At 52.8% G+C, this 16,866-nt stretch carries 17 protein-coding genes; 4 read left to right on the forward strand and 13 right to left on the reverse strand.

Annotated elements, in window-relative coordinates:
- Positions 1 to 5 precede the first annotated feature (5 nt).
- The 12 genes from KGP17_RS20650 to KGP17_RS20705 form a co-directional block, all read right to left on the reverse strand.
- A complete protein-coding gene (locus tag KGP17_RS20650) occupies positions 6 to 5,747 on the reverse strand; it encodes a DUF1983 domain-containing protein (RefSeq protein WP_223498256.1) in 5,742 nt (1,913 codons plus the stop codon).
- A gap of 58 nt (positions 5,748 to 5,805) precedes the next feature.
- The gene (locus KGP17_RS20655; protein WP_223498257.1) at positions 5,806 to 6,429 is read right to left on the reverse strand and encodes a tail assembly protein; all 624 of its coding nucleotides are present in this window, start codon (positions 6,427 to 6,429) and stop codon (positions 5,806 to 5,808) included.
- Positions 6,426 to 7,136, reverse strand: coding sequence for a C40 family peptidase (locus KGP17_RS20660; RefSeq protein WP_223499700.1), 711 nt, complete (start codon positions 7,134 to 7,136; stop codon positions 6,426 to 6,428). The genes KGP17_RS20655 and KGP17_RS20660 overlap by 4 nt, the downstream gene beginning before the upstream one ends.
- Before the next feature lie 2 nt (positions 7,137 to 7,138).
- Positions 7,139 to 7,891: a phage minor tail protein L gene (locus KGP17_RS20665; protein WP_094982627.1), complete on the reverse strand. Its 753-nt coding sequence runs from the start codon at positions 7,889 to 7,891 to the stop codon at positions 7,139 to 7,141.
- An 8-nt stretch (positions 7,892 to 7,899) separates the two neighbouring features.
- Positions 7,900 to 8,241 carry a phage tail protein gene (locus KGP17_RS20670; RefSeq protein WP_024486957.1) on the reverse strand — a complete coding sequence of 114 codons (342 nt, stop codon included), beginning with the start codon at positions 8,239 to 8,241 and terminating at the stop codon, positions 7,900 to 7,902.
- 119 nt (positions 8,242 to 8,360) lie between these two features.
- Complete coding sequence (locus KGP17_RS20675) at positions 8,361 to 11,030, reverse strand: phage tail tape measure protein (RefSeq protein ID WP_223498258.1); 2,670 nt, start codon at positions 11,028 to 11,030, stop codon at positions 8,361 to 8,363.
- 57 nt (positions 11,031 to 11,087) lie between these two features.
- Positions 11,088 to 11,279 (reverse strand): DUF1799 domain-containing protein, encoded by a 192-nt coding sequence (locus KGP17_RS20680; RefSeq protein ID WP_024530935.1) that lies wholly within the window; start codon positions 11,277 to 11,279, stop codon positions 11,088 to 11,090.
- A 110-nt stretch (positions 11,280 to 11,389) separates the two neighbouring features.
- Positions 11,390 to 11,740: a phage tail assembly chaperone gene (locus tag KGP17_RS20685; protein WP_029711939.1), complete on the reverse strand. Its 351-nt coding sequence runs from the start codon at positions 11,738 to 11,740 to the stop codon at positions 11,390 to 11,392.
- Positions 11,741 to 11,814: 74 nt separating this feature from the next.
- A complete protein-coding gene (locus tag KGP17_RS20690) occupies positions 11,815 to 12,477 on the reverse strand; it encodes a phage tail protein (protein WP_059201585.1) in 663 nt (220 codons plus the stop codon).
- Positions 12,478 to 12,582: 105 nt separating this feature from the next.
- Positions 12,583 to 12,987: a phage tail terminator-like protein gene (locus tag KGP17_RS20695; protein ID WP_223498259.1), complete on the reverse strand. Its 405-nt coding sequence runs from the start codon at positions 12,985 to 12,987 to the stop codon at positions 12,583 to 12,585.
- A gap of 287 nt (positions 12,988 to 13,274) precedes the next feature.
- A complete protein-coding gene (locus KGP17_RS20700) occupies positions 13,275 to 13,640 on the reverse strand; it encodes an antiterminator Q family protein (RefSeq protein WP_223498260.1) in 366 nt (121 codons plus the stop codon).
- A 218-nt stretch (positions 13,641 to 13,858) separates the two neighbouring features.
- Entirely contained in the window at positions 13,859 to 14,338 is a 480-nt protein-coding gene (locus KGP17_RS20705; protein WP_179252118.1) for a GNAT family N-acetyltransferase, read from the reverse strand.
- 189 nt (positions 14,339 to 14,527) lie between these two features.
- Here KGP17_RS20705 and KGP17_RS20710 point away from each other — a divergent pair, with 189 nt between their 5' ends.
- Positions 14,528 to 14,710 carry a YodC family protein gene (locus tag KGP17_RS20710; protein ID WP_021178943.1) on the forward strand — a complete coding sequence of 61 codons (183 nt, stop codon included), beginning with the start codon at positions 14,528 to 14,530 and terminating at the stop codon, positions 14,708 to 14,710.
- Between the two features lie 105 nt (positions 14,711 to 14,815).
- Positions 14,816 to 15,229, forward strand: coding sequence for a DoxX family protein (locus KGP17_RS20715; protein WP_021178944.1), 414 nt, complete (start codon positions 14,816 to 14,818; stop codon positions 15,227 to 15,229).
- A gap of 44 nt (positions 15,230 to 15,273) precedes the next feature.
- Here the strand turns inward: KGP17_RS20715 and smrA are convergent, their stop codons facing one another.
- Positions 15,274 to 15,846 carry a DNA endonuclease SmrA gene (gene smrA / locus KGP17_RS20720; protein ID WP_223498261.1) on the reverse strand — a complete coding sequence of 191 codons (573 nt, stop codon included), beginning with the start codon at positions 15,844 to 15,846 and terminating at the stop codon, positions 15,274 to 15,276.
- A gap of 177 nt (positions 15,847 to 16,023) precedes the next feature.
- Here smrA and KGP17_RS20725 point away from each other — a divergent pair, with 177 nt between their 5' ends.
- On the forward strand, positions 16,024 to 16,362 hold the full coding sequence (locus KGP17_RS20725; protein WP_021178945.1) for an MbeD/MobD family mobilization/exclusion protein: 339 nt from the start codon (positions 16,024 to 16,026) through the stop codon (positions 16,360 to 16,362).
- Between the two features lie 46 nt (positions 16,363 to 16,408).
- Entirely contained in the window at positions 16,409 to 16,855 is a 447-nt protein-coding gene (locus KGP17_RS20730; protein WP_059201588.1) for a DUF1198 family protein, read from the forward strand.
- Positions 16,856 to 16,866 lie beyond the last annotated feature (11 nt).

Raw genomic sequence — 16,866 nt, forward strand, 5'->3', positions numbered from 1 at the left:
GGCTTTTAGTTAGTGACGTTATTAAAAATAATATTCTGTGTGGAACGAGATAATATAATGGAGCATTGTAAGAAAAACGCCACCCAATTTGCCTCGTATCCATCATTGAAGACTCTCAATACCAACTGATTATCACTACTACTGGCTTTTATGGTTATGGGTATACTACTTATTATTCCCGGTAAGTAACCGTTAGTACCATAGTCTCTATATGATTTAGCTATCACATTGCCATTTAATAAAAGAGCAATTGAGCCATTCGCCCCCCCATATCCCCATACGCTTGCAACATTCCCTGGAGCAACAGACACCCCTCGTTCTGGGTAATGACTCAATCCATTAGGTAGCAGCCCTTGTATTACACCTCTTTTCTCAAAGCTGGACGCCATTATAGTAACCAATGGAATATCAACATAAGACTCCCTATTAATATACCTAGAGATGTTAATCACGTTAGGCATACTGTTGCTATCTACTAGATCGCCTATTATTTTATTGGCGTAAATAGTTCCCGAGAATGTTCCATTAGCCCCAGTGATATCGCCTCTAAAATATCCACCATCCGCATAGATATTTCCACGAACAGAAACCTGATTAAACTGAGCGTTACCGTCAGACTTATTGATAGCCCAACCCTGTCTCCCATCGATGAAGTTATCAGAGCCTATCCACCCCGTTATTTTCGCGTTAGTAATCGTCCCATCAGCAATAAACGCCGAGTTAATAAACGTCTGGCCATTTTGCACGGCGAAGGGAACAGACACATTGCCTTCATCTTTGGTCACCAAAGCAAATCGATCGGCCCGCACCAGGAATTGCCGGTTACCGGCGTCATCCACCCCCAATGCCAAACCGGCAACGCTGCTTTCCCCCTTCTTACTGGTTTCAACTTTTACCGACCAGGTTGCGGAGACCTTACCATCCAAGGTCGCCTGCGCAGAACTCACCTGCTGGACTGCCGCCTTGTTATCCCCCACCGCCGTATTCAATAACTTGATATCGTTAGCCGTTGCCGATTGGTTATCGGTCACAGTTTTCGACAGCGAAGTAATAGCCGAAGTATTGTCACCAGTAGCGGATTGCAAAGCGCCAATTTGCTGAGCAGTCGCGCTATTGCTATCGGTCAGCGTTTGGCTCAGGGCGGTAACCGAAGCCTCATTCGCCCCTGTTCGGCTGGTCAGGTCGTTAATCAGCTTGGCCTGGGCGCTGTCCGTATCCACCAGCACCTGCAGCTGCTGATTGAGTTGGGCATTGTTGTCCCCCACGCTACCTGCCAGCGCTGTCACCTGCTGGGATAACGCCTTGTCAGCTTCCACACGCACCGTCTGCTCCGTCATCAAGCGCGCATCAACATCACCAAAGCTTGCCCGTAATTCGGTGATCTGCTGCGCCTGGGCGCGCTGATCGTCCGCCATTACGTTCTGCTGGGTCTTGATCGATGCGGTGACCACGTCATTGCTGATAACGTCTTCCGCCTGCTTTAACGACTGTTCGATATCCGCCTTGGCAATGGCTTCAAGCGAGCTGCTAAGTGAAGCCTGCGAACCTGCCGAGTCAGTTTGTGCCTGCTTCAGCTCGCCGATCGCCGCGCTGTTTTCGCCAGAGGTCGCCGTTAATGAACCAATCTGCTCCGCCATGGCCGAGTCTTGATTGGCCAACGTCTGTAGCCGCTCGTTGATGGCCGCCGTGTTTTGCCCAACGGTGGAATCCAGCGAACTCAATTGCCGAGATAATGCTTCATCCGCCGTGGTCCGCGCTTGCGATTCGGCGGCGATCGCCGCTTTATTTTCGCTGCTGGCCGCCCCCAGGCCGGTAATTAACGACGCTTGAGCACTGCCGCTATCCACCAGCGCTTGCAAACGCTGATTCACCTCGGCCTGATTGCTGCCGACATCTGCGCTCAAATGGTCAAAGCGTTGTGACAACGCGCCGGTCTCGCTGGCCCTGGTGGTGATCTCCTGCTGTAACTGCGCAGACACATCACCAAAATTCGCATCCAGCTGCGTGATCTGCTGGGCCTGCGCCTGCTGCCGATCGGCGAAAACGGTTTGCGCCGTGGTTAACCGGGCGCTGCTCTCGTCCAGACGTTGAACATCGTTATCCTGCTTAAGCGCCTGTTCGATATTCGCCTTGGCCGTGGCCTCCAATGCCTGTTGCAGGCTGGCCGTGCTGCTTTCGGCTTCGGTTTGCGCGATGCCAAGGCGGGTGATGGCCGCCGTGTTTTCCTGGCCGGTAGCCTGGATCACGTCAACCCGTTGGCTCAGCGCCCCATCGGCATCGGCACGAGATTTTGCCTCTGCCTGAATAGCCGCAGTGTTACTGCCCGTGCTGGCCTGCAAACCGGAAATCTGCTGGGCCTGAGCAGAGTCTGTCGCCGCCAGCGTTTTCAGCTGTTGGGTTACATCCGCACGGTTTTCGCTAAACTCGGAAGTCAGGCCGCTGAGCTGCTGGCCCTGCGTTTTCTGCTGATCGGCCAGCGCTTCGGTTTTCTGCGTAACCTGCGAGTTAACCTTGTCCTGTTCCGTCTTGTTGCTGCCGATTGCCTTGGCGTTGGCAGAAACATTGGATTCCACCTTAGCCAAAGCAGAATCGGCATCGGCCTGCGCCTGCTCCAGCTTGATAATCAAACCCTGCTGATTATCCGCCGTGGCTTTCACCGAGCTGATATCCTTGGCTAACGCCCCATCGGCATCCACTCGAGCAGCTTGCTCCTGCGCGATTTGTGCGGCGTTCCCTTCGGCTTTGGCAATCACCACGTCAAGTTTGCTGGCCAGTTGCTGATCATCATCCTGCAATTGAGTGATCTGCGAAGCAACCTGAGCCATTGCCGCGTTGGTGCCACCGGTAAGGGCATCGACCTTGGCTTGCAGTTCGGCATCTGCTCGCGCCAAGCTGGCGCGGGTGCTGTCAATTTCCCCGCGTGCGCCCTTGATATCGCTATTCAGAACCTCCTGGGCCTGGGAGAGTTTTTGGCGGTTATGCTCGATGGTCAGGCTGTTTTCGATGGCGGCTTTGCCCAACTGCGTCAAATCCTGTTGCAGCACGTCGACAGCATTGCTCAGATCGGCATTCCGGCCCGCCAGCTCGGCGTTAACCTTGTTCAGCGCCGCTTGCAGGGTATCGACATCCCCTTGCAGCGCATCCCTGTTCGCCTCGATATCGGCCTGTGCCTGGGCGATCTTCTCGGCCAGATCCTGGACGTTCTGATCCGAAGGCAGGCTGTTGATCTTCTCCAACAGATCTTTGCCCAGTTCGGTCTCGGTAATGCTTTGCGCAATTTGCGCCAGCACCACGTCCGCACTGTCCGAAGCCATCCCACGCACAAACTCGCTCCAGTCGGACTGGTTGCCGGTTTTGTCGGTAAAAGCTGCACGGAAGTACAGCACCTGCCCGGCACGCAAACCCTGCATGTCATAGCGATGCTGCGGATAAGGCACATCGGCCAATAAGCGTTCGTCGGCGAAATCCGCCCGGCTGGCTACCATCAGGGTGGTTTTCAGGCCGTCGGCAGAGTTGTGGCCAAAGCCCCAGGCAAGCTGGATGCCAAACACCACATCCTGGGTTGCCGTCAGCGCAACAATCTTGGGCGGCGCACCCGCTTTTCCTGCCAGATAGCTCGGCTCGGCATGACCCCACTGCGAGGAAACGCCCACCGCATTCACCGCACGCACCCGTACGTCATAGTTACCGGCATAAATACCGTTAACATCAAACCCGAGTGAAGGCGTCGCCCCCACATTTACCCAGTTGCCATTATCTTTGCGCCACTGCGCTTCATAGGTCACCGCGCCTGCGACAGCCCGCCAGTGCACCCGCATTGAGGCAACGTTAATCCCCTGGCTGACGTAGTCGTAGCGCGAGATGGCGATATTAGCCGGAGCAGGCATTGCTCCTGGTGGCGTGACGGTGATTGGCGGCGCATCCAGGCGGATGCCGTTATCGATAAAGGCGTATTTATCCGGATCGTGCTCAACGGCGTTAATGGCGAAGGTGCCATCATCGTTGGACTGGACCGACACCACGCGGAACTGCTGGATCGCCAGGTTTTCGGAATCGATACTCCAGACCGCTTCAGGCTCTGGTTGCTGGCGGAACGGGGCGGTCAGCGTCACCGTACGCTTGTCTGCCGCGATACTGGCGATAGTACGAGTTTGTGCCGTGCCGTCCGGCAGATTGACGATCAGGCGATCGCCTTTGCCAAACTCCACTTCACGGTCCAGCACCACCACGCGATCCTGCGCGGAATGGATGCGCCCGCCGTTGGTCTTGCCTGCCAGCATGGCATCCGCAATGCCGATGATCCGAGCTGGCAGCGGGATATTGCCGTCCAACCCGACGGTAAAGCTGACGGTACGATCTTTGGCGTTACTCAGGATCGCCCAGCGCCCACGGCGGTGAGCCTCGGTGCGCCGCGTGCAGCCAATGGCGGTGATTTCAGTCTGGTTAACGCCGTAGCGCTTCACCAGTTCGTTATCGTAAGCCGCTTCCACCGCGTCGGCATAATGGTTGGCCGGATCGCCCCATTTCACCAGCGCCGAGGTATAGCGATTCTTGTAAGAACCCGACGCATAGGCAAATTCACCGCCAATGACGTTAGCCCGCGAATAGACGAAATCCACATCGCGCGGCATATCCGCATAGGCAAACAGCTGGTCGTTGCCCCAGTAGGTAATGCCGCGGAAGATGGCGGCGATATCACGCAATACGGTGTAGGCATCCTGCTGCGACTGGATATACACGTCGCACAGGAAACGCGGTTCTTTGCCCCCGCCCCCCAGACCATCATCAATCAGCTCATCGCAATACTGCGCGATGCTGTACAGCCCCCATTTGTCGATCTCGGCGGCGGTCACCCGGTTGCCTAAGCCGTAATTCTTGTCCAGCGCGATATCGTAAAACACCCAGGCCGGGTTGTTGCTCCAGGCCCACTTAAAGCTGCCATCCCAATTGCCGCTGTAGGTTCGCGCCAGCGGATCATAGTTGGCCGGCACGCGGATGATTTTGCCCTTCGGCTTGAGCGTAATTTTCGGCACTGAGCTGAACTGCTGGGCATCGAATTCGATAAACAGCAAGGCGGTGTTGGGATAGCGGAACTTGGCGTCCACAATCTCGGTGTAGGTCTGGATCTGGGTCGTGTTTACCAGCTTGCTGCTAGTGGAGTCCGGGGTGATGCGCTTGATGCGCAGCGTCCAGCTGGTGGTTGCCTTAGGTAGATTAATCCGGTGATCGCGCTCGTACAGGCTGGTGGTTTTGCCCTTTAGCGTGCCGGTGACCACGGTTTGATAGGCTCCGCCGTCGGTGGAAAGCTCAATCAGATATTCTACCTGCGAACCGTTCATATCGCCGTTATCTTCCTGCTGGAACAGCGCCGGGAAGCCCATGCGTATGCGCAGCGCGTCGATATCGGTTCGGGTGAAGGTTTTGGTCCAGACGTTAGTAGTGGTCAGCTTGACGTTGACCGGCGTTTCAGACTCTACGTCCGGCATTCCCTGGATATAATCCTGAGTCTGGGTGCCGTTACGCACCTCCCACTTCAGGCCGGTAAAGTTTTCGCTGCCATCGGGATTATGCACCGGGGTGCCGTCGAGCAGGATGCGGGTGCCGTCTAACTCACCGGCAATTTCCCCTTCAGACAGCGCCAGCAGGATTTTGATTTTAGCGTTGGACTGCAAATCATCGGGAGCTTCAACCGGCGTATGCGCCGATCCACCACCGCCCTTGCGCCCATGAATAGTTAACTTTGTCATATCACGCCCACAAAAAAGGTCGCGAATGCGACCTGTAGAAAAATGCCCTAAAGGGGGGTTATTGCTGGTTTTCAGCGTAAATACCGGCGGAAATTACCGCGCCACCGATTTCCCGCTCGCCGTACAGCACTGGTACCGGGTAACCCTGCGCCGTGGTGTTGACCGGTGAACCGAAGGCATAGGACGGTTTGTTTTCTACCGATTGGGAAGAGGACATGCCGAAATCTGGTTGTGGCGTCATCAGTTGCATGACACCTCCCAGCACCATCGAAGCCCCCATCATGGTTAAACCGGTTACCGCTGCAGCACCAGCTGCCAGTTGTGTCCCCCACAATGCCATCGTTCCGCCTGCGGTGAAGAATGCCCCCACCAGAGCCGCCACCCCTATCACAATCTGGAACATCCCGGCATTTTTACTCCCAGCGATCACCGGCATAATGCGGATATCGGCGTTGCCTTTGGAGGTAGCAAACTCGGCCAGGCCGATATTCTGCGAGCCATTGAAGAAGGCAAACTGCACGCCGTCCTTATGGGCATTCATCATAAAGCTCTCAAATCCGGGCAAGGTGATACACAGCGCCCGCAGCGCTTCGCGCGTATCCGCCACCACCAGCCGATGGGTTTTACCGAACTTTTTGCCCAGTTGGCCCCCCAACCGGATCAGTCTTGTTGTTTGCATCATAGAAGCTCCTTTCTGCGGACTACGCGTACCGTCCGCTCCTGAAAATATCCGCTGTAGGGATAGCGCTGGCTAAGCTGACCGAACAGGTGATGCAGCATCATGCCGTCCCCCAGATAGATACCCGCGTGGTTGGTCACCGGGGCTGAAACCTGCATCATGATCATGTCGCCCGCGCGCATCGCCCCCTGAAATTCTCGGAACCCTTCGGCGTACCAGTGATCGTCATACAGGCGGGTTTTGCCGTCGACCCACCATTCATGCTCCACCGAGTAATCATTCAGCGCGATGCCGTGTTCCTGGCGATAGTAATCCCGGATCAATGACCAGCAGTCGGCATGCCCCAACAGCCAACTGCGCCCAACCAACGGACGCTCACCGCGTGGCACAACCTCGGTGTAATCCCCTTCCGGCCACGAAACGATGCCCCAGACAATGCCCGAGTGATCGCACTGCAGGCGATCCATCTCAGATGGGATCAAAACGGGCACGTCTGGGTGGCTGTGGATGATGCGAATGATCTCGCCTTGATCCTCCGCCTGCGCGTATTCCTGGGGGGAAATGACAAAGTTATCCAACGCGTTTTCCGCCACATTGCGGCACGGCAGATAACGCGCCTTACGCCCGTTCTGCACCACAAAACCGCAGGACTCATTGGGATACTCCGCTGCGGCATGCTCACAGATGGCCTGCATGATTTCAGCCTGCATCATTACCTCCCCAACAGGTTGGAACCTGGGAACCCGCCAAAGGCCAGGGGTTGCGCATCACCAAAGCGTTTTTTGCAGGAGGACACCCGGCCACCACAGACGTCTAACGCCGGATCGTCGATCGGTTCATCGTCCTTATCAAAACAGGCCCCGCCGCTGTAATCACAACCTCTGCCGCTGCGGTACCAACCCCGGATGCACCAGGTACAAAGCCCGTGAATTTGCCGCGAGGGCAGTTGCTGGCCTTGCAGATCGAACGGTGTACAGAGCTGGAACTCCACCACGCTGTTGGTTTCGGTGCTTTTGCTGTCGATGTAGAAAACCTGCACTCGCTCCTGCGAAGCATCGGCAAGGGCGTTACCCTCGGGGAAGTTGACCGCATCCAGGTATTTGGCAAAGGTGTCGTGTACCCGCACTTTCGCCTGCACCATGTCGTTGAAGGTCAGGCACAGTGAGGACACCAGATTGCTGAGGTTGGCGACGCTGAGCCTGGGCGTTGGTTGCGAACCATCGCTGGTTGCTGCCAGGCCGGTGATCTCGTAGGGATAGGCTTCATACTCGTTTCCCTGCCACCAGATCGATTTTGGTTTCAGCCGCTGGGCATCGTTACCCGCCGCCGCGATCTCGGCCTGGGTGTGGGGAATATTGTGCGCATGAAAACGCATGATGGCCGCGCCAAAGGCGGTGCCATCAATTTCAATCAGCTGGATCAGTTCCCCAGGCGCCAGCTTTTGCACTTGACTGTTAAATGACATGATTGCACCTATACGCCGAAGGCTTGTTCAAAGGCAAAACTCAACGCCTCCACATTGCGCGCAAGCGGTGTGACGGAGATTGAATCCGATTTGACGCGAAATAGCGCTTTCTTGCCGTTGGGCGGCGTCCAGAAAAAGGCGACGAGCACGTGTTGATTTAAAAAGGCCAGCATCGACTGGGTCACGGCCGGATGGCCGGTATAGGCCAACTGCCACTGCTGCACCGCCTGGTTCAGCCCATTGCTGCTGACCTGTTTATAGCCGTCGCCGAACTGCGCACTTCTGACGTTATGGACAAAGTTACCGCTAGGCGAGGCCTGGGTTTGCCATTGAAAGGTATCGATAAGCATAAAAACTCCGAGCAGTAATAACCGTCAGTCGCTTAGCCAGACATTGCCCCCGATAAGGAGCGATTGGTCAGGCCTGATGCCAGGCTGCGGTGATTATTATTGATAATTGATAAGGAGGATCAGCGGGCCGCTGAGGCGTTCCAGATCAGGCCGCCTGGCTTGAGTTCTTTGCCCAAACGTTCGGTGATCGCCTGATTAACGATGCCCTGCACCAGCTTGCCCATGCCGTCACCGGCAGAGGAGCTATTGGCCGCATTCGCGGAGCCGTCATTGTTCATTACTACGGTGCTGTTGACCGTTATGCCACCACCCTGCTCTGCCGCCAGGCCGTACATCGGGGCTTTGTTGCCGCCCACCAGGCCACCCTCCGCATAGCCGCGCATCATGGCGTAGAGATTGCCCACGCCGATCCGCTGGGTAGCTTCTTTGGTCATCACGAACTCGCCACGGTGTACCACGCCCGCCTGATCGTATTTGCCGCCGTCACCGGTATAGCCACCACTGGAATGTCCTGTTGCTGCAGCCGATGGGTTAATCCAACCCATTGCTTTTTGGATGACAAAAGCTACTAGCAGTTGGTTAATCACCTGGATAATCATTTTCAGGATTGAGGCGGTAAACTCTTGGAAGTTGGCTTTGCCAGTGGTCACCATGCTGGTAAGCATGTCTGATAAACCGCTAAAGGTCGCTTGGCCGATATTGGCCATTGAATCATATACATTGGTCGCAGAGTCCAGATATTCGTTCCAACCTTTTTGTGCTCCTAGCAGCCAATCCCCGCGTTTTTTATCATCATCAACATAGAATTGCTCCTGAGTATCTCTAGCTATATTGTATTTCTCTGCACCAGGTCCTGTAGCTTTATCGTCAATACCAAATTTTCCGCCCCCCTCAATGAAAGCATTTTTAAGTTGATTGCGCTCATCAATGCGAGACTGCTCTCGTTTACTTAGCCCATACTTCTTCAACTCCTGTACAGAACGATTTTCCACCGTTCTCGTGTATTGCTCCATCTTAAGTTCTAATTCCAATCCTTGGCGTTTTTCCTGATTAAACTTTTCCTGCTGCTCAGTTTCAAGGATTGCCGTTCTTAGTGCTTCTTTACCCTTGAGAATGGATTGTTCTTGCAATGACAGACGGTTTTCCCCACGAAGACGATTTATTTCCCTATCCAGCATCGCTAGACGTTTCCCTCCTTCGGTAAGGCTGATAAGCTTATTATCCTGGATCATGAGCGCATGATTTTCATCATTCAATAAAGCCAACCGCTCTTGCTCTTGCTTGAGTATGTTCGCGGGCTGTTCGTCATAATACTTAGGAGAACTTATAGCTACTGGCGGTTTATTATCAGCATTGATCTGGTCAACCGCTTTTTTACGATCCTCATCACTCCAATCTTTCGGGGCTTTTGCGACCATCCGCCAAAGCTCAGTTAAGGCGGCGTTGCGTTTTTGTTGCCATGACTGATTTTTGGATAATACATCATTTTGATATTTTAGGGACGCCGTTCTGGCTTCATCAGCTTGCGTTGCATTATTAGTTGATTTCGTAACAACACCATTCAAATCTATAACTGTCTGTATTAATGCTATTTGCGCTTTTAAATCATTGATTCTAGCAAGTTGATTATATCTCCGTTGCTCATAATCATCTCCACCTAACCCTTCCCCAATCCTGCTGGTATAACCATATGAGACCGGTTTTTCTCGTTCAGGTAAAAGTGCCTTTTGTCGATTATCAAGCTCACTCTGTAATTCCGCAAGATTATTTTCCATTGATATTGGCCGCCCAACATCTAATAGCGAATCCCACATAGATTTTTTAGCATCATTTACAGCTTTAATCGCTCGCTCTATCAAGCCAAGATTATCTAAAATTTTTCTGCTACGTTGCCGCTCCGCCTCGCTGTACACTTTTGCAGCAGCCTCACCAGCTTCCTCCTTGTATCCTCGTTTCTCTAATGACGAAATATATTCGTACTGGGATGAGGTTAAATAATGCATCTGTTTATTTAACTCTACAGAACTTTTAGTCGGGCTGTCATAAAGTCTCTGGAAGTTACTGATGGTCACATCAACAGATTGGCCAGTTGCTTCCTGCATTGCAGCTGCAGTCTTAGCTACCGTTTCTAGTTGGCTTGCGTTGAATGAACCTGAACCAACTACCTGAGCAAGTATGCCTGCAGCAGTATGCTGTGTAATTCCATCACCCGAGATAGCTTTTGCCATTTCTTGTAACTGGGAAGATGATTTACCTGCGTAGTCGCCGGTGAGAATTAACTGTTTGTTAAACTCTTCGGCCTCTTTGGCACCTTGGTAATATGCGGTACCCAGTAATGCTGTAGTGCCCACAGCTACAGCAATCAGAGGTCCCATCCTTCCTAATGGAGCAAGTACTTTCTGCACCTGATCATAGGTATCTACTAGCTGTGAACCTTGGTCCAAAGCCTCTTTCCAACCAAAATCTCCAGAGGTAGAGCCAGAAATGGAAGCTGTATTCGAAGCTTGTCCCTGCATCCCTTCCAGCGCTTGCCGGTATTCTTCTATTGCTGCAGTGCTTCTTCTCAAGTTAATTATAAAAGCATTGGTACTCTCTCCTAGCTGAGACAGTTGTCTACCAATATTGCTATAACGGCTGATCTCCTGCATTCCGCCGCGTAACGTACGATTTAACATTTCGAATCGACTCGTTGCCACAGAAATGTTGCTTTGCAAATCAACCAGATCTCTATTAGCCCGCTGCAAATCACTGGCATTAACACGCAGCGTCATAGTTGTAATATCTGCCATGCCTTACTCCTGGCTATAACAATAAAGCCAGCTCAAGGCTGGCATCATCGCAGACGATTATTTTTGGTGGATCACCTTAAGCGCTGCGGTTTCCATAATTCGGATGTCATTTAACACGCTTGCTTCATCCTCCACGGCATAAACCCGCATTAACCAGGGAAGGCAATTGTAATCTAACCCCGTAATACCTCCCATACCGGTACGCCATTGGGTTGCCATCGCCTGAAAAAGTTGGAATGCAGGCTGCATATCCGGCCAAACATCGAGAACGGTTGTTTCATAGTCATCAGGAGATAGACCAAATGCGGCCAGTTCTTCACGGGGCGTTTCCGGCGAATAGAAGGCTTCAGCAAGCGCGATTAGTTTTTTTCTCGTACCGCCATCAGCTCTTTGGTATAAGCCGTAGCGATAGCATCAAAAGCACGTGGATAGTTGTCCAGCAAAGTGATTAGACTTTCCTGATTCAACTCATCGGGTAAAGTCCAAGTAGCGCAGATCTCACGTAAGAAGTCGGCCATCGGTAGATTGCTATAGTTGCCAGAGCTCAACTGTTCTTCGCTGGCCTCACGAAGCGCTTTCTCCAGTTTTTCCAATTCACTGCGCTTTTTGTGTTTGAAAGTAAACGTCAATACCCCATCACTGTCACCTGCGCGAGGAATGCTAACGTCGACTTTAAAGGTTGGATTCGGTGTCAGGTTAAATTCGGTCATGATTATCTCTCTATCGTTAAATAATTCGGCAAAAAAATCGAGCCCGAAAAATATCGGGCTCGCTGATGGACTGTTTAAGCAGTCACTTTATAGAACGTCATATCGCAAGACTGCACCGCCAGCGCCACCTGTACGGTTTCAACCTGGTTAACCGCGGTGGTCGGTTGCGGATCAAACGCCGGTACCGCAGACCAGTAGCGCAACTCCTTGGCTTTTGGCACATGCATGTAGAACGCCAGCGTGACGCCATTGCGATCGGCATCCTGCAACAGGCTGTAGATCGGCTGAGAAGCATCGTGCGCAAAGGTAAAGGTCTGCGTTTTGGCCGCTTTAAAGGTGGCCAGGTTACGCTGACGATCGTCTTCCAGGAACTGCACCTGCACGTATTGCTGATCGCCGCCAGACTGCGCTACCTCGGTGATCTGAGGAATTTGCGTCCAGTTGGCGATCTTCTGCAAGGAGCCTTTGCCGCCACCGGCCGGGAAGAAACTTACGTCGGTAGTATTGATGGCACCAATGGTGATACTGGTATCCACTTGGGCAGTGATCTTGGCCACCAGGCTGTCGATCAGGCCCCAACCAGAGCGTACCATTACGATGTCACCCACTTTCAGAGTGTGGCCGGTGGCCACGGTAAATACGGCGCCGTTAGCATTGCTGACTGCGGTAGTGACTACGCCTGGTGCTGTTGGCGCGCCAGCAAATACGGTGGCGCCATTTGGTAATGCAAAACCCATGGTAATTCTCCAATTTCAGATATAAAAAAACCGCCGGATGGCGGTATGCTTGGTTTACTTGCTGGAGAGTTTCCCCCCAGCGATGTTGACTACACTATTGTGGCATTAATACCCGGCCCAATAACCGATAGCCACCGGCAGGGTATATAATTCATCTTTGGCAATCGCTGGCAGGATATTGCCACCAGCGTTGACATAACAGTTAAAAGCATCGTCCGCCAGCACCAATCCCCTGGGGAATAATGAAATTATCTCTTCCGCCAGTTGATAGCCAGTTTTCGCGCCCGTCCCTTTCTTCATCACAATATTAACCTGATAATTCCCGCTGTAGGTCTGCACCTCCTGGGAAATACCTAACGCCACCGCAGGCTCCGGAGCAATAAACGGTTCCAGATGAAGATCGTCATCCGCCGTAAACGTCACGTTTGCCAAGGTGTATTTAATATTTTTCTCTTCAGCCCAGGCCGTTAACCTGGACTCAAATAAATCATTGATACGCAAGGTGCTCATGGCGCCTCCTGATTGAACCCTATTGATAAGAGTGCATCACCTTGGGTTAAACCAGTAATAGCACTCTAGCTGATATAATTCGTAGCGAGAAGTTTATTTTAAAAAATATTTTTACCAACTGCGAAACGCAATAACCACGCTATCAACTTACTAGATAAAACTCGTAGCGAATAGATTTTTATTAAATTATTTTTCGCCATTAATTTAAAATAACAAAACCACCCCGCATTGCGGGGTAGTAATTACTTCAATTTAAAAAGTCTTTATTTTTTATTATCGGTCATCGTTTATCTATCCATTTCCAAACGAATATTCTGGCTGATCAGACACCCCTCGATAAAACTTTCTGCCACCTGCATCTGTTGCCTTACCCGGCCTTCCGAACATTTCCAGCCGCGAGCAATGGCGGACTTCGATTGCCCGTAAACGTAGTAACGCAAGATCAGTTCCAACTCCTCCGGCTGACGTAGGGCCTGGAGGTGAGCAACGGCGCGATCGACCACCAAGCCGTCCTCGTCACAGCAAGAGGCCTGCTGTTTGCTACTGCCCGGCAGCAACCCTTTAAAACCGGCGGCGATATGCGAATATCCCAGAGAAGAACTTTCCCGTGCCCACACGCCCCAACGCCCCAAAACCTGTTGAATGTCCCGCATAAGACCTCCTTATTTTTATTGGCTCTAGTGTAACCAGACGAGGCAAAGCCGCCCATCGATGGGTGTTGTAGGAAACCTCACAGGACAAAGCAGGGGATAAACCGAGCAGAAAATGAAGGTATTGGTGCAGCACTATGACGGGAGGATAGCGCCAGCGGTGGAAAAAAGCATTCAATCTCAATCTTCGGAGGAGATGCCTCCCCCGAAACGGGCGCAGATCAAGACATGGCAAACTGCTCGAGTACCTTGCCTTCCATACGATAGCGCACCCATTCATCTTGCGGAGCCGCACCAATGCTGAGATAGAAATCAATCGCTGGCTGATTCCAGTCCAGCACGCTCCATTCCAGGCGTCCGCAACGGCGCTCGCAAGCAAGCTGAGCGATATGGCGCAGCAAGGCTTTGCCCGTTCCCGCCCCACGGAACTTGGGTGTGATGTACAAATCTTCCAGATAGATGCCGTTTTTACCCAGCCAGGTCGAGTAGCTCATAAAGAACACCGCATAGCCTGCTGGCTCGCCGTTGACACTGCAAATCAGCGCCTCTGCGCAGGCGTTGGGGCCAAACAGGCTTTCCTCGATCTCTGCCTGGTTGGTACGCACCTCATCACGAGCCTTTTCGTACACGGCCAGCTCGATGATCATATCCAGAATTAGCTTGGCATCGGCTTTCACCGCCGCGCGAATTTCAATTGTCATGATGTTCCCTAAATAGCGTGATTTTCCTGCTTCCAGCATAATACTTAACCAATTCAGGCACAAACGGCAATTTATCGGGCATCTAAGCAGGCCCCCCCCTGCGTAAGATGGCAGTTGAGGAATGTTTATAGAGGGATCCCTCCGGTCTCCTATACTCAGTTTTCCCCCTAACAGATCTGGAGAAACGATATGTCATTTAGCGTGGGTGATTTTGTGCAGCGTAAAACCGGTGGGCCAAAAATGACCGTTATCGAAGAGGATGGAGAGGCGCTGATATGCAGTTGGGTCGAACTGGGGGTAGAGCAACGCACCGAGGTGCAGGCCAACGAAGTGAACCCCTATCACGAAGACGACGACTTCGGCGTCTGCTGATATTCCGTGAGCTCTCTCACGCCATCTCCCTAGATAAAATGTGAAGTTGATCTAGTATTTACCAGGTACAGCAACCTATTTTGGGTAGTGGTTAAGGGGTTCACAATGAGCGAAAGTGTAAAAGACGGCACCATTCTGTTGGCCAGAATTTTGCTGATGATCCTGTTTCTGATTTTCGGTTGGATGAAGCTGACCAACTTTGGTGCCACGGTCACGGCGATGGAGGGCTACGGTACGCCAATGCCTTACCTGGCCGCGGTTGTCGCCGTGGTGGTGGAGTTCATTTTCGGTATCTTCATCGTGCTGGGGGCCTTCACCCGGCCGATAGCCATCATTTATGCGCTTTATGTGCTGGGTACCGCCTTTATCGGCCACCCGTTCTGGCGTTTTAGCGGGGCAGAAATGATCGGCAACGAAATCAACTTCTTTAAAAACATCAGTATTATCGCCGGTCTGCTGCTGCTTGCCGTCACCGGTGCTGGCCGTTACTCTCTGGATTATAAGTGGTTTAAACGCTAGCTCTCCCCTATGGCGGCGCTCTCCTGCGCCGCCATGCTCACACCTTAGCGGCTATGTTTGGCATGGCGTTCGAAGTTATCCGCCTTGGCTGCGGCAGACTTACGCAAGGTGACGTAGCACGCCCCCTCCCCACCGTCACGTGGCAGTGCCCGGCAAAACGCCTGCACCTGCTCAAACTGCCCCAGCCATTTGGCCAGGTAGCTGCGGATGATGTTCGGATGGCTTTGATCTGTGCGCCCACGGCCATGCACAATCAGCAACGAACGCAGGCTGTCTTTCTCCGCCTGGATGATAAAGCGGAACAGCGCCTGGCGGCAGTTCTCAACCGGCTGACGCAACAGATTAAGGCTTACTTGCGGTGGATAGTGGCCGTGACGCAGCTTGTCTAGCACCCCTTGCTGAATACCTTCGCCCTTATATTCCAGCGGGGTATCGCAGGGAATAATGTCCAGAAAGCTGGTGCTGAGGAAGTTCTCCAACTGTAACGCCTGAGCTTCCCGGCGAGCACGTTTATCGACGGGATCCTGCGCCTTGAGGTACAGCGTGGATTGCCCCGCGGATAACGGCCTCACATCGGCCATCGCCTGGGCAAAAAAATCGTTCTCTTCGTTGCTCATTTCACATCACTCTCGGGAGATTTCACCCACCGGCGGACTATTGCTTTTAGTGGGAATGGCTTGATTGTAAGACGCCTTGCCAGGGTTGCAAGCAAGGAATTGACGGCAACGGGTGAGGTTGTGAGCGGTTTTCGTTATACTGCAGGCCATTATTGAGTGCCGCAAAGGATCCAACCCATGAATATGCGCGAGCTGGAAATCCAGTTTCAGAATGCAATGAATGAGTTACAAGCCAGCTTCGAACAGCAGCACCGTGAATGGCAACAAAGCTACCAGGCTCTGCAACAGCAACTGGCCGAAGCGCAACGGCGTGAAATCGCGCTGCGCATGCAGAATGAACAGTTGGTCAACAAACTAAGCACCGCCAGTTCGGTGCCGGAACAGCATGCCCTGGTCAAGCAGATCAAGATGCTGGGTGCCCATTTGGATGCGCTGGCACAAGATGCCGCCACCTTTAATCGCCATGTCCATAATAAACAACGGGCCGCGGACAATTTCAGCGGCGAGCAACACTGACAATTTCGGGCGCGGATGCTGCGCACCAAGACGGTAAAAATCATACATGACGTGGATCATCATCGCCGCCCTGATCGTAGTTTTCATTATTGGCTATCGTGTCCTGACCTCCGACACCCGCAAGGCGATAGATTCACTGGCGCATTTGCTGAAAGTAAAACCGATGCTGGTGGAGTCCATGCTGCAGGAAATGGGCAACCGCCACAGCCAAAGCTTTATCCGCATGTTGAACAACGGCTATACCGAAGAGATGCATCAGGCCGCCTATATGCTGTTTATCTATCTGACGTTTATCAAGCAGGCGGACGATGAGCAGATTGGCCTGTGGCGGGAAACGCTGCTGCGTGCCGGGCTGTCACCGGAACTGCATGCCGAACACACCGAGGCGGCGCTGTTTTACTTTGCCGAACTGGATCTGGATGCGTTTGAACTGGCGCAGTTCCGCCGGGCCTACAACGAACGCTATAACCGGGAAGCATTGGGCAACTGGTGAAGCTTTCCCCC

It is taken from the genome of Serratia sp. JSRIV001 (assembly GCF_019968745.1).
GTDB lineage: Bacteria > Pseudomonadota > Gammaproteobacteria > Enterobacterales > Enterobacteriaceae > Chania > Chania fonticola_B.

What these genes read in the sequence shown, in the direction of transcription:
- KGP17_RS20675 (WP_223498258.1), bottom strand. Translation starts at nt 11,030, where the DNA reads ATGGCAGATATTACAACTATGACGCTGCGTGTTAATGCCAGTGATTTG.
- KGP17_RS20690 (WP_059201585.1), bottom strand. Translation starts at nt 12,477, where the DNA reads ATGGGTTTTGCATTACCAAATGGCGCCACCGTATTTGCTGGCGCGCCA.
- smrA (WP_223498261.1), bottom strand. Translation starts at nt 15,846, where the DNA reads ATGAGCAACGAAGAGAACGATTTTTTTGCCCAGGCGATGGCCGATGTG.
- KGP17_RS20685 (WP_029711939.1), bottom strand. Translation starts at nt 11,740, where the DNA reads ATGACCGAATTTAACCTGACACCGAATCCAACCTTTAAAGTCGACGTT.
- KGP17_RS20715 (WP_021178944.1), top strand. Translation starts at nt 14,816, where the DNA reads ATGAGCGAAAGTGTAAAAGACGGCACCATTCTGTTGGCCAGAATTTTG.
- KGP17_RS20725 (WP_021178945.1), top strand. Translation starts at nt 16,024, where the DNA reads ATGAATATGCGCGAGCTGGAAATCCAGTTTCAGAATGCAATGAATGAG.
- KGP17_RS20680 (WP_024530935.1), bottom strand. Translation starts at nt 11,279, where the DNA reads ATGCAGCCTGCATTCCAACTTTTTCAGGCGATGGCAACCCAATGGCGT.
- KGP17_RS20655 (WP_223498257.1), bottom strand. Translation starts at nt 6,429, where the DNA reads ATGATGCAAACAACAAGACTGATCCGGTTGGGGGGCCAACTGGGCAAA.
- KGP17_RS20705 (WP_179252118.1), bottom strand. Translation starts at nt 14,338, where the DNA reads ATGACAATTGAAATTCGCGCGGCGGTGAAAGCCGATGCCAAGCTAATT.
- KGP17_RS20650 (WP_223498256.1), bottom strand. Translation starts at nt 5,747, where the DNA reads ATGACAAAGTTAACTATTCATGGGCGCAAGGGCGGTGGTGGATCGGCG.
- KGP17_RS20710 (WP_021178943.1), top strand. Translation starts at nt 14,528, where the DNA reads ATGTCATTTAGCGTGGGTGATTTTGTGCAGCGTAAAACCGGTGGGCCA.
- KGP17_RS20670 (WP_024486957.1), bottom strand. Translation starts at nt 8,241, where the DNA reads ATGCTTATCGATACCTTTCAATGGCAAACCCAGGCCTCGCCTAGCGGT.
- KGP17_RS20695 (WP_223498259.1), bottom strand. Translation starts at nt 12,987, where the DNA reads ATGAGCACCTTGCGTATCAATGATTTATTTGAGTCCAGGTTAACGGCC.
- KGP17_RS20660 (WP_223499700.1), bottom strand. Translation starts at nt 7,136, where the DNA reads ATGCAGGCTGAAATCATGCAGGCCATCTGTGAGCATGCCGCAGCGGAG.
- KGP17_RS20700 (WP_223498260.1), bottom strand. Translation starts at nt 13,640, where the DNA reads ATGCGGGACATTCAACAGGTTTTGGGGCGTTGGGGCGTGTGGGCACGG.
- KGP17_RS20730 (WP_059201588.1), top strand. Translation starts at nt 16,409, where the DNA reads ATGACGTGGATCATCATCGCCGCCCTGATCGTAGTTTTCATTATTGGC.
- KGP17_RS20665 (WP_094982627.1), bottom strand. Translation starts at nt 7,891, where the DNA reads ATGTCATTTAACAGTCAAGTGCAAAAGCTGGCGCCTGGGGAACTGATC.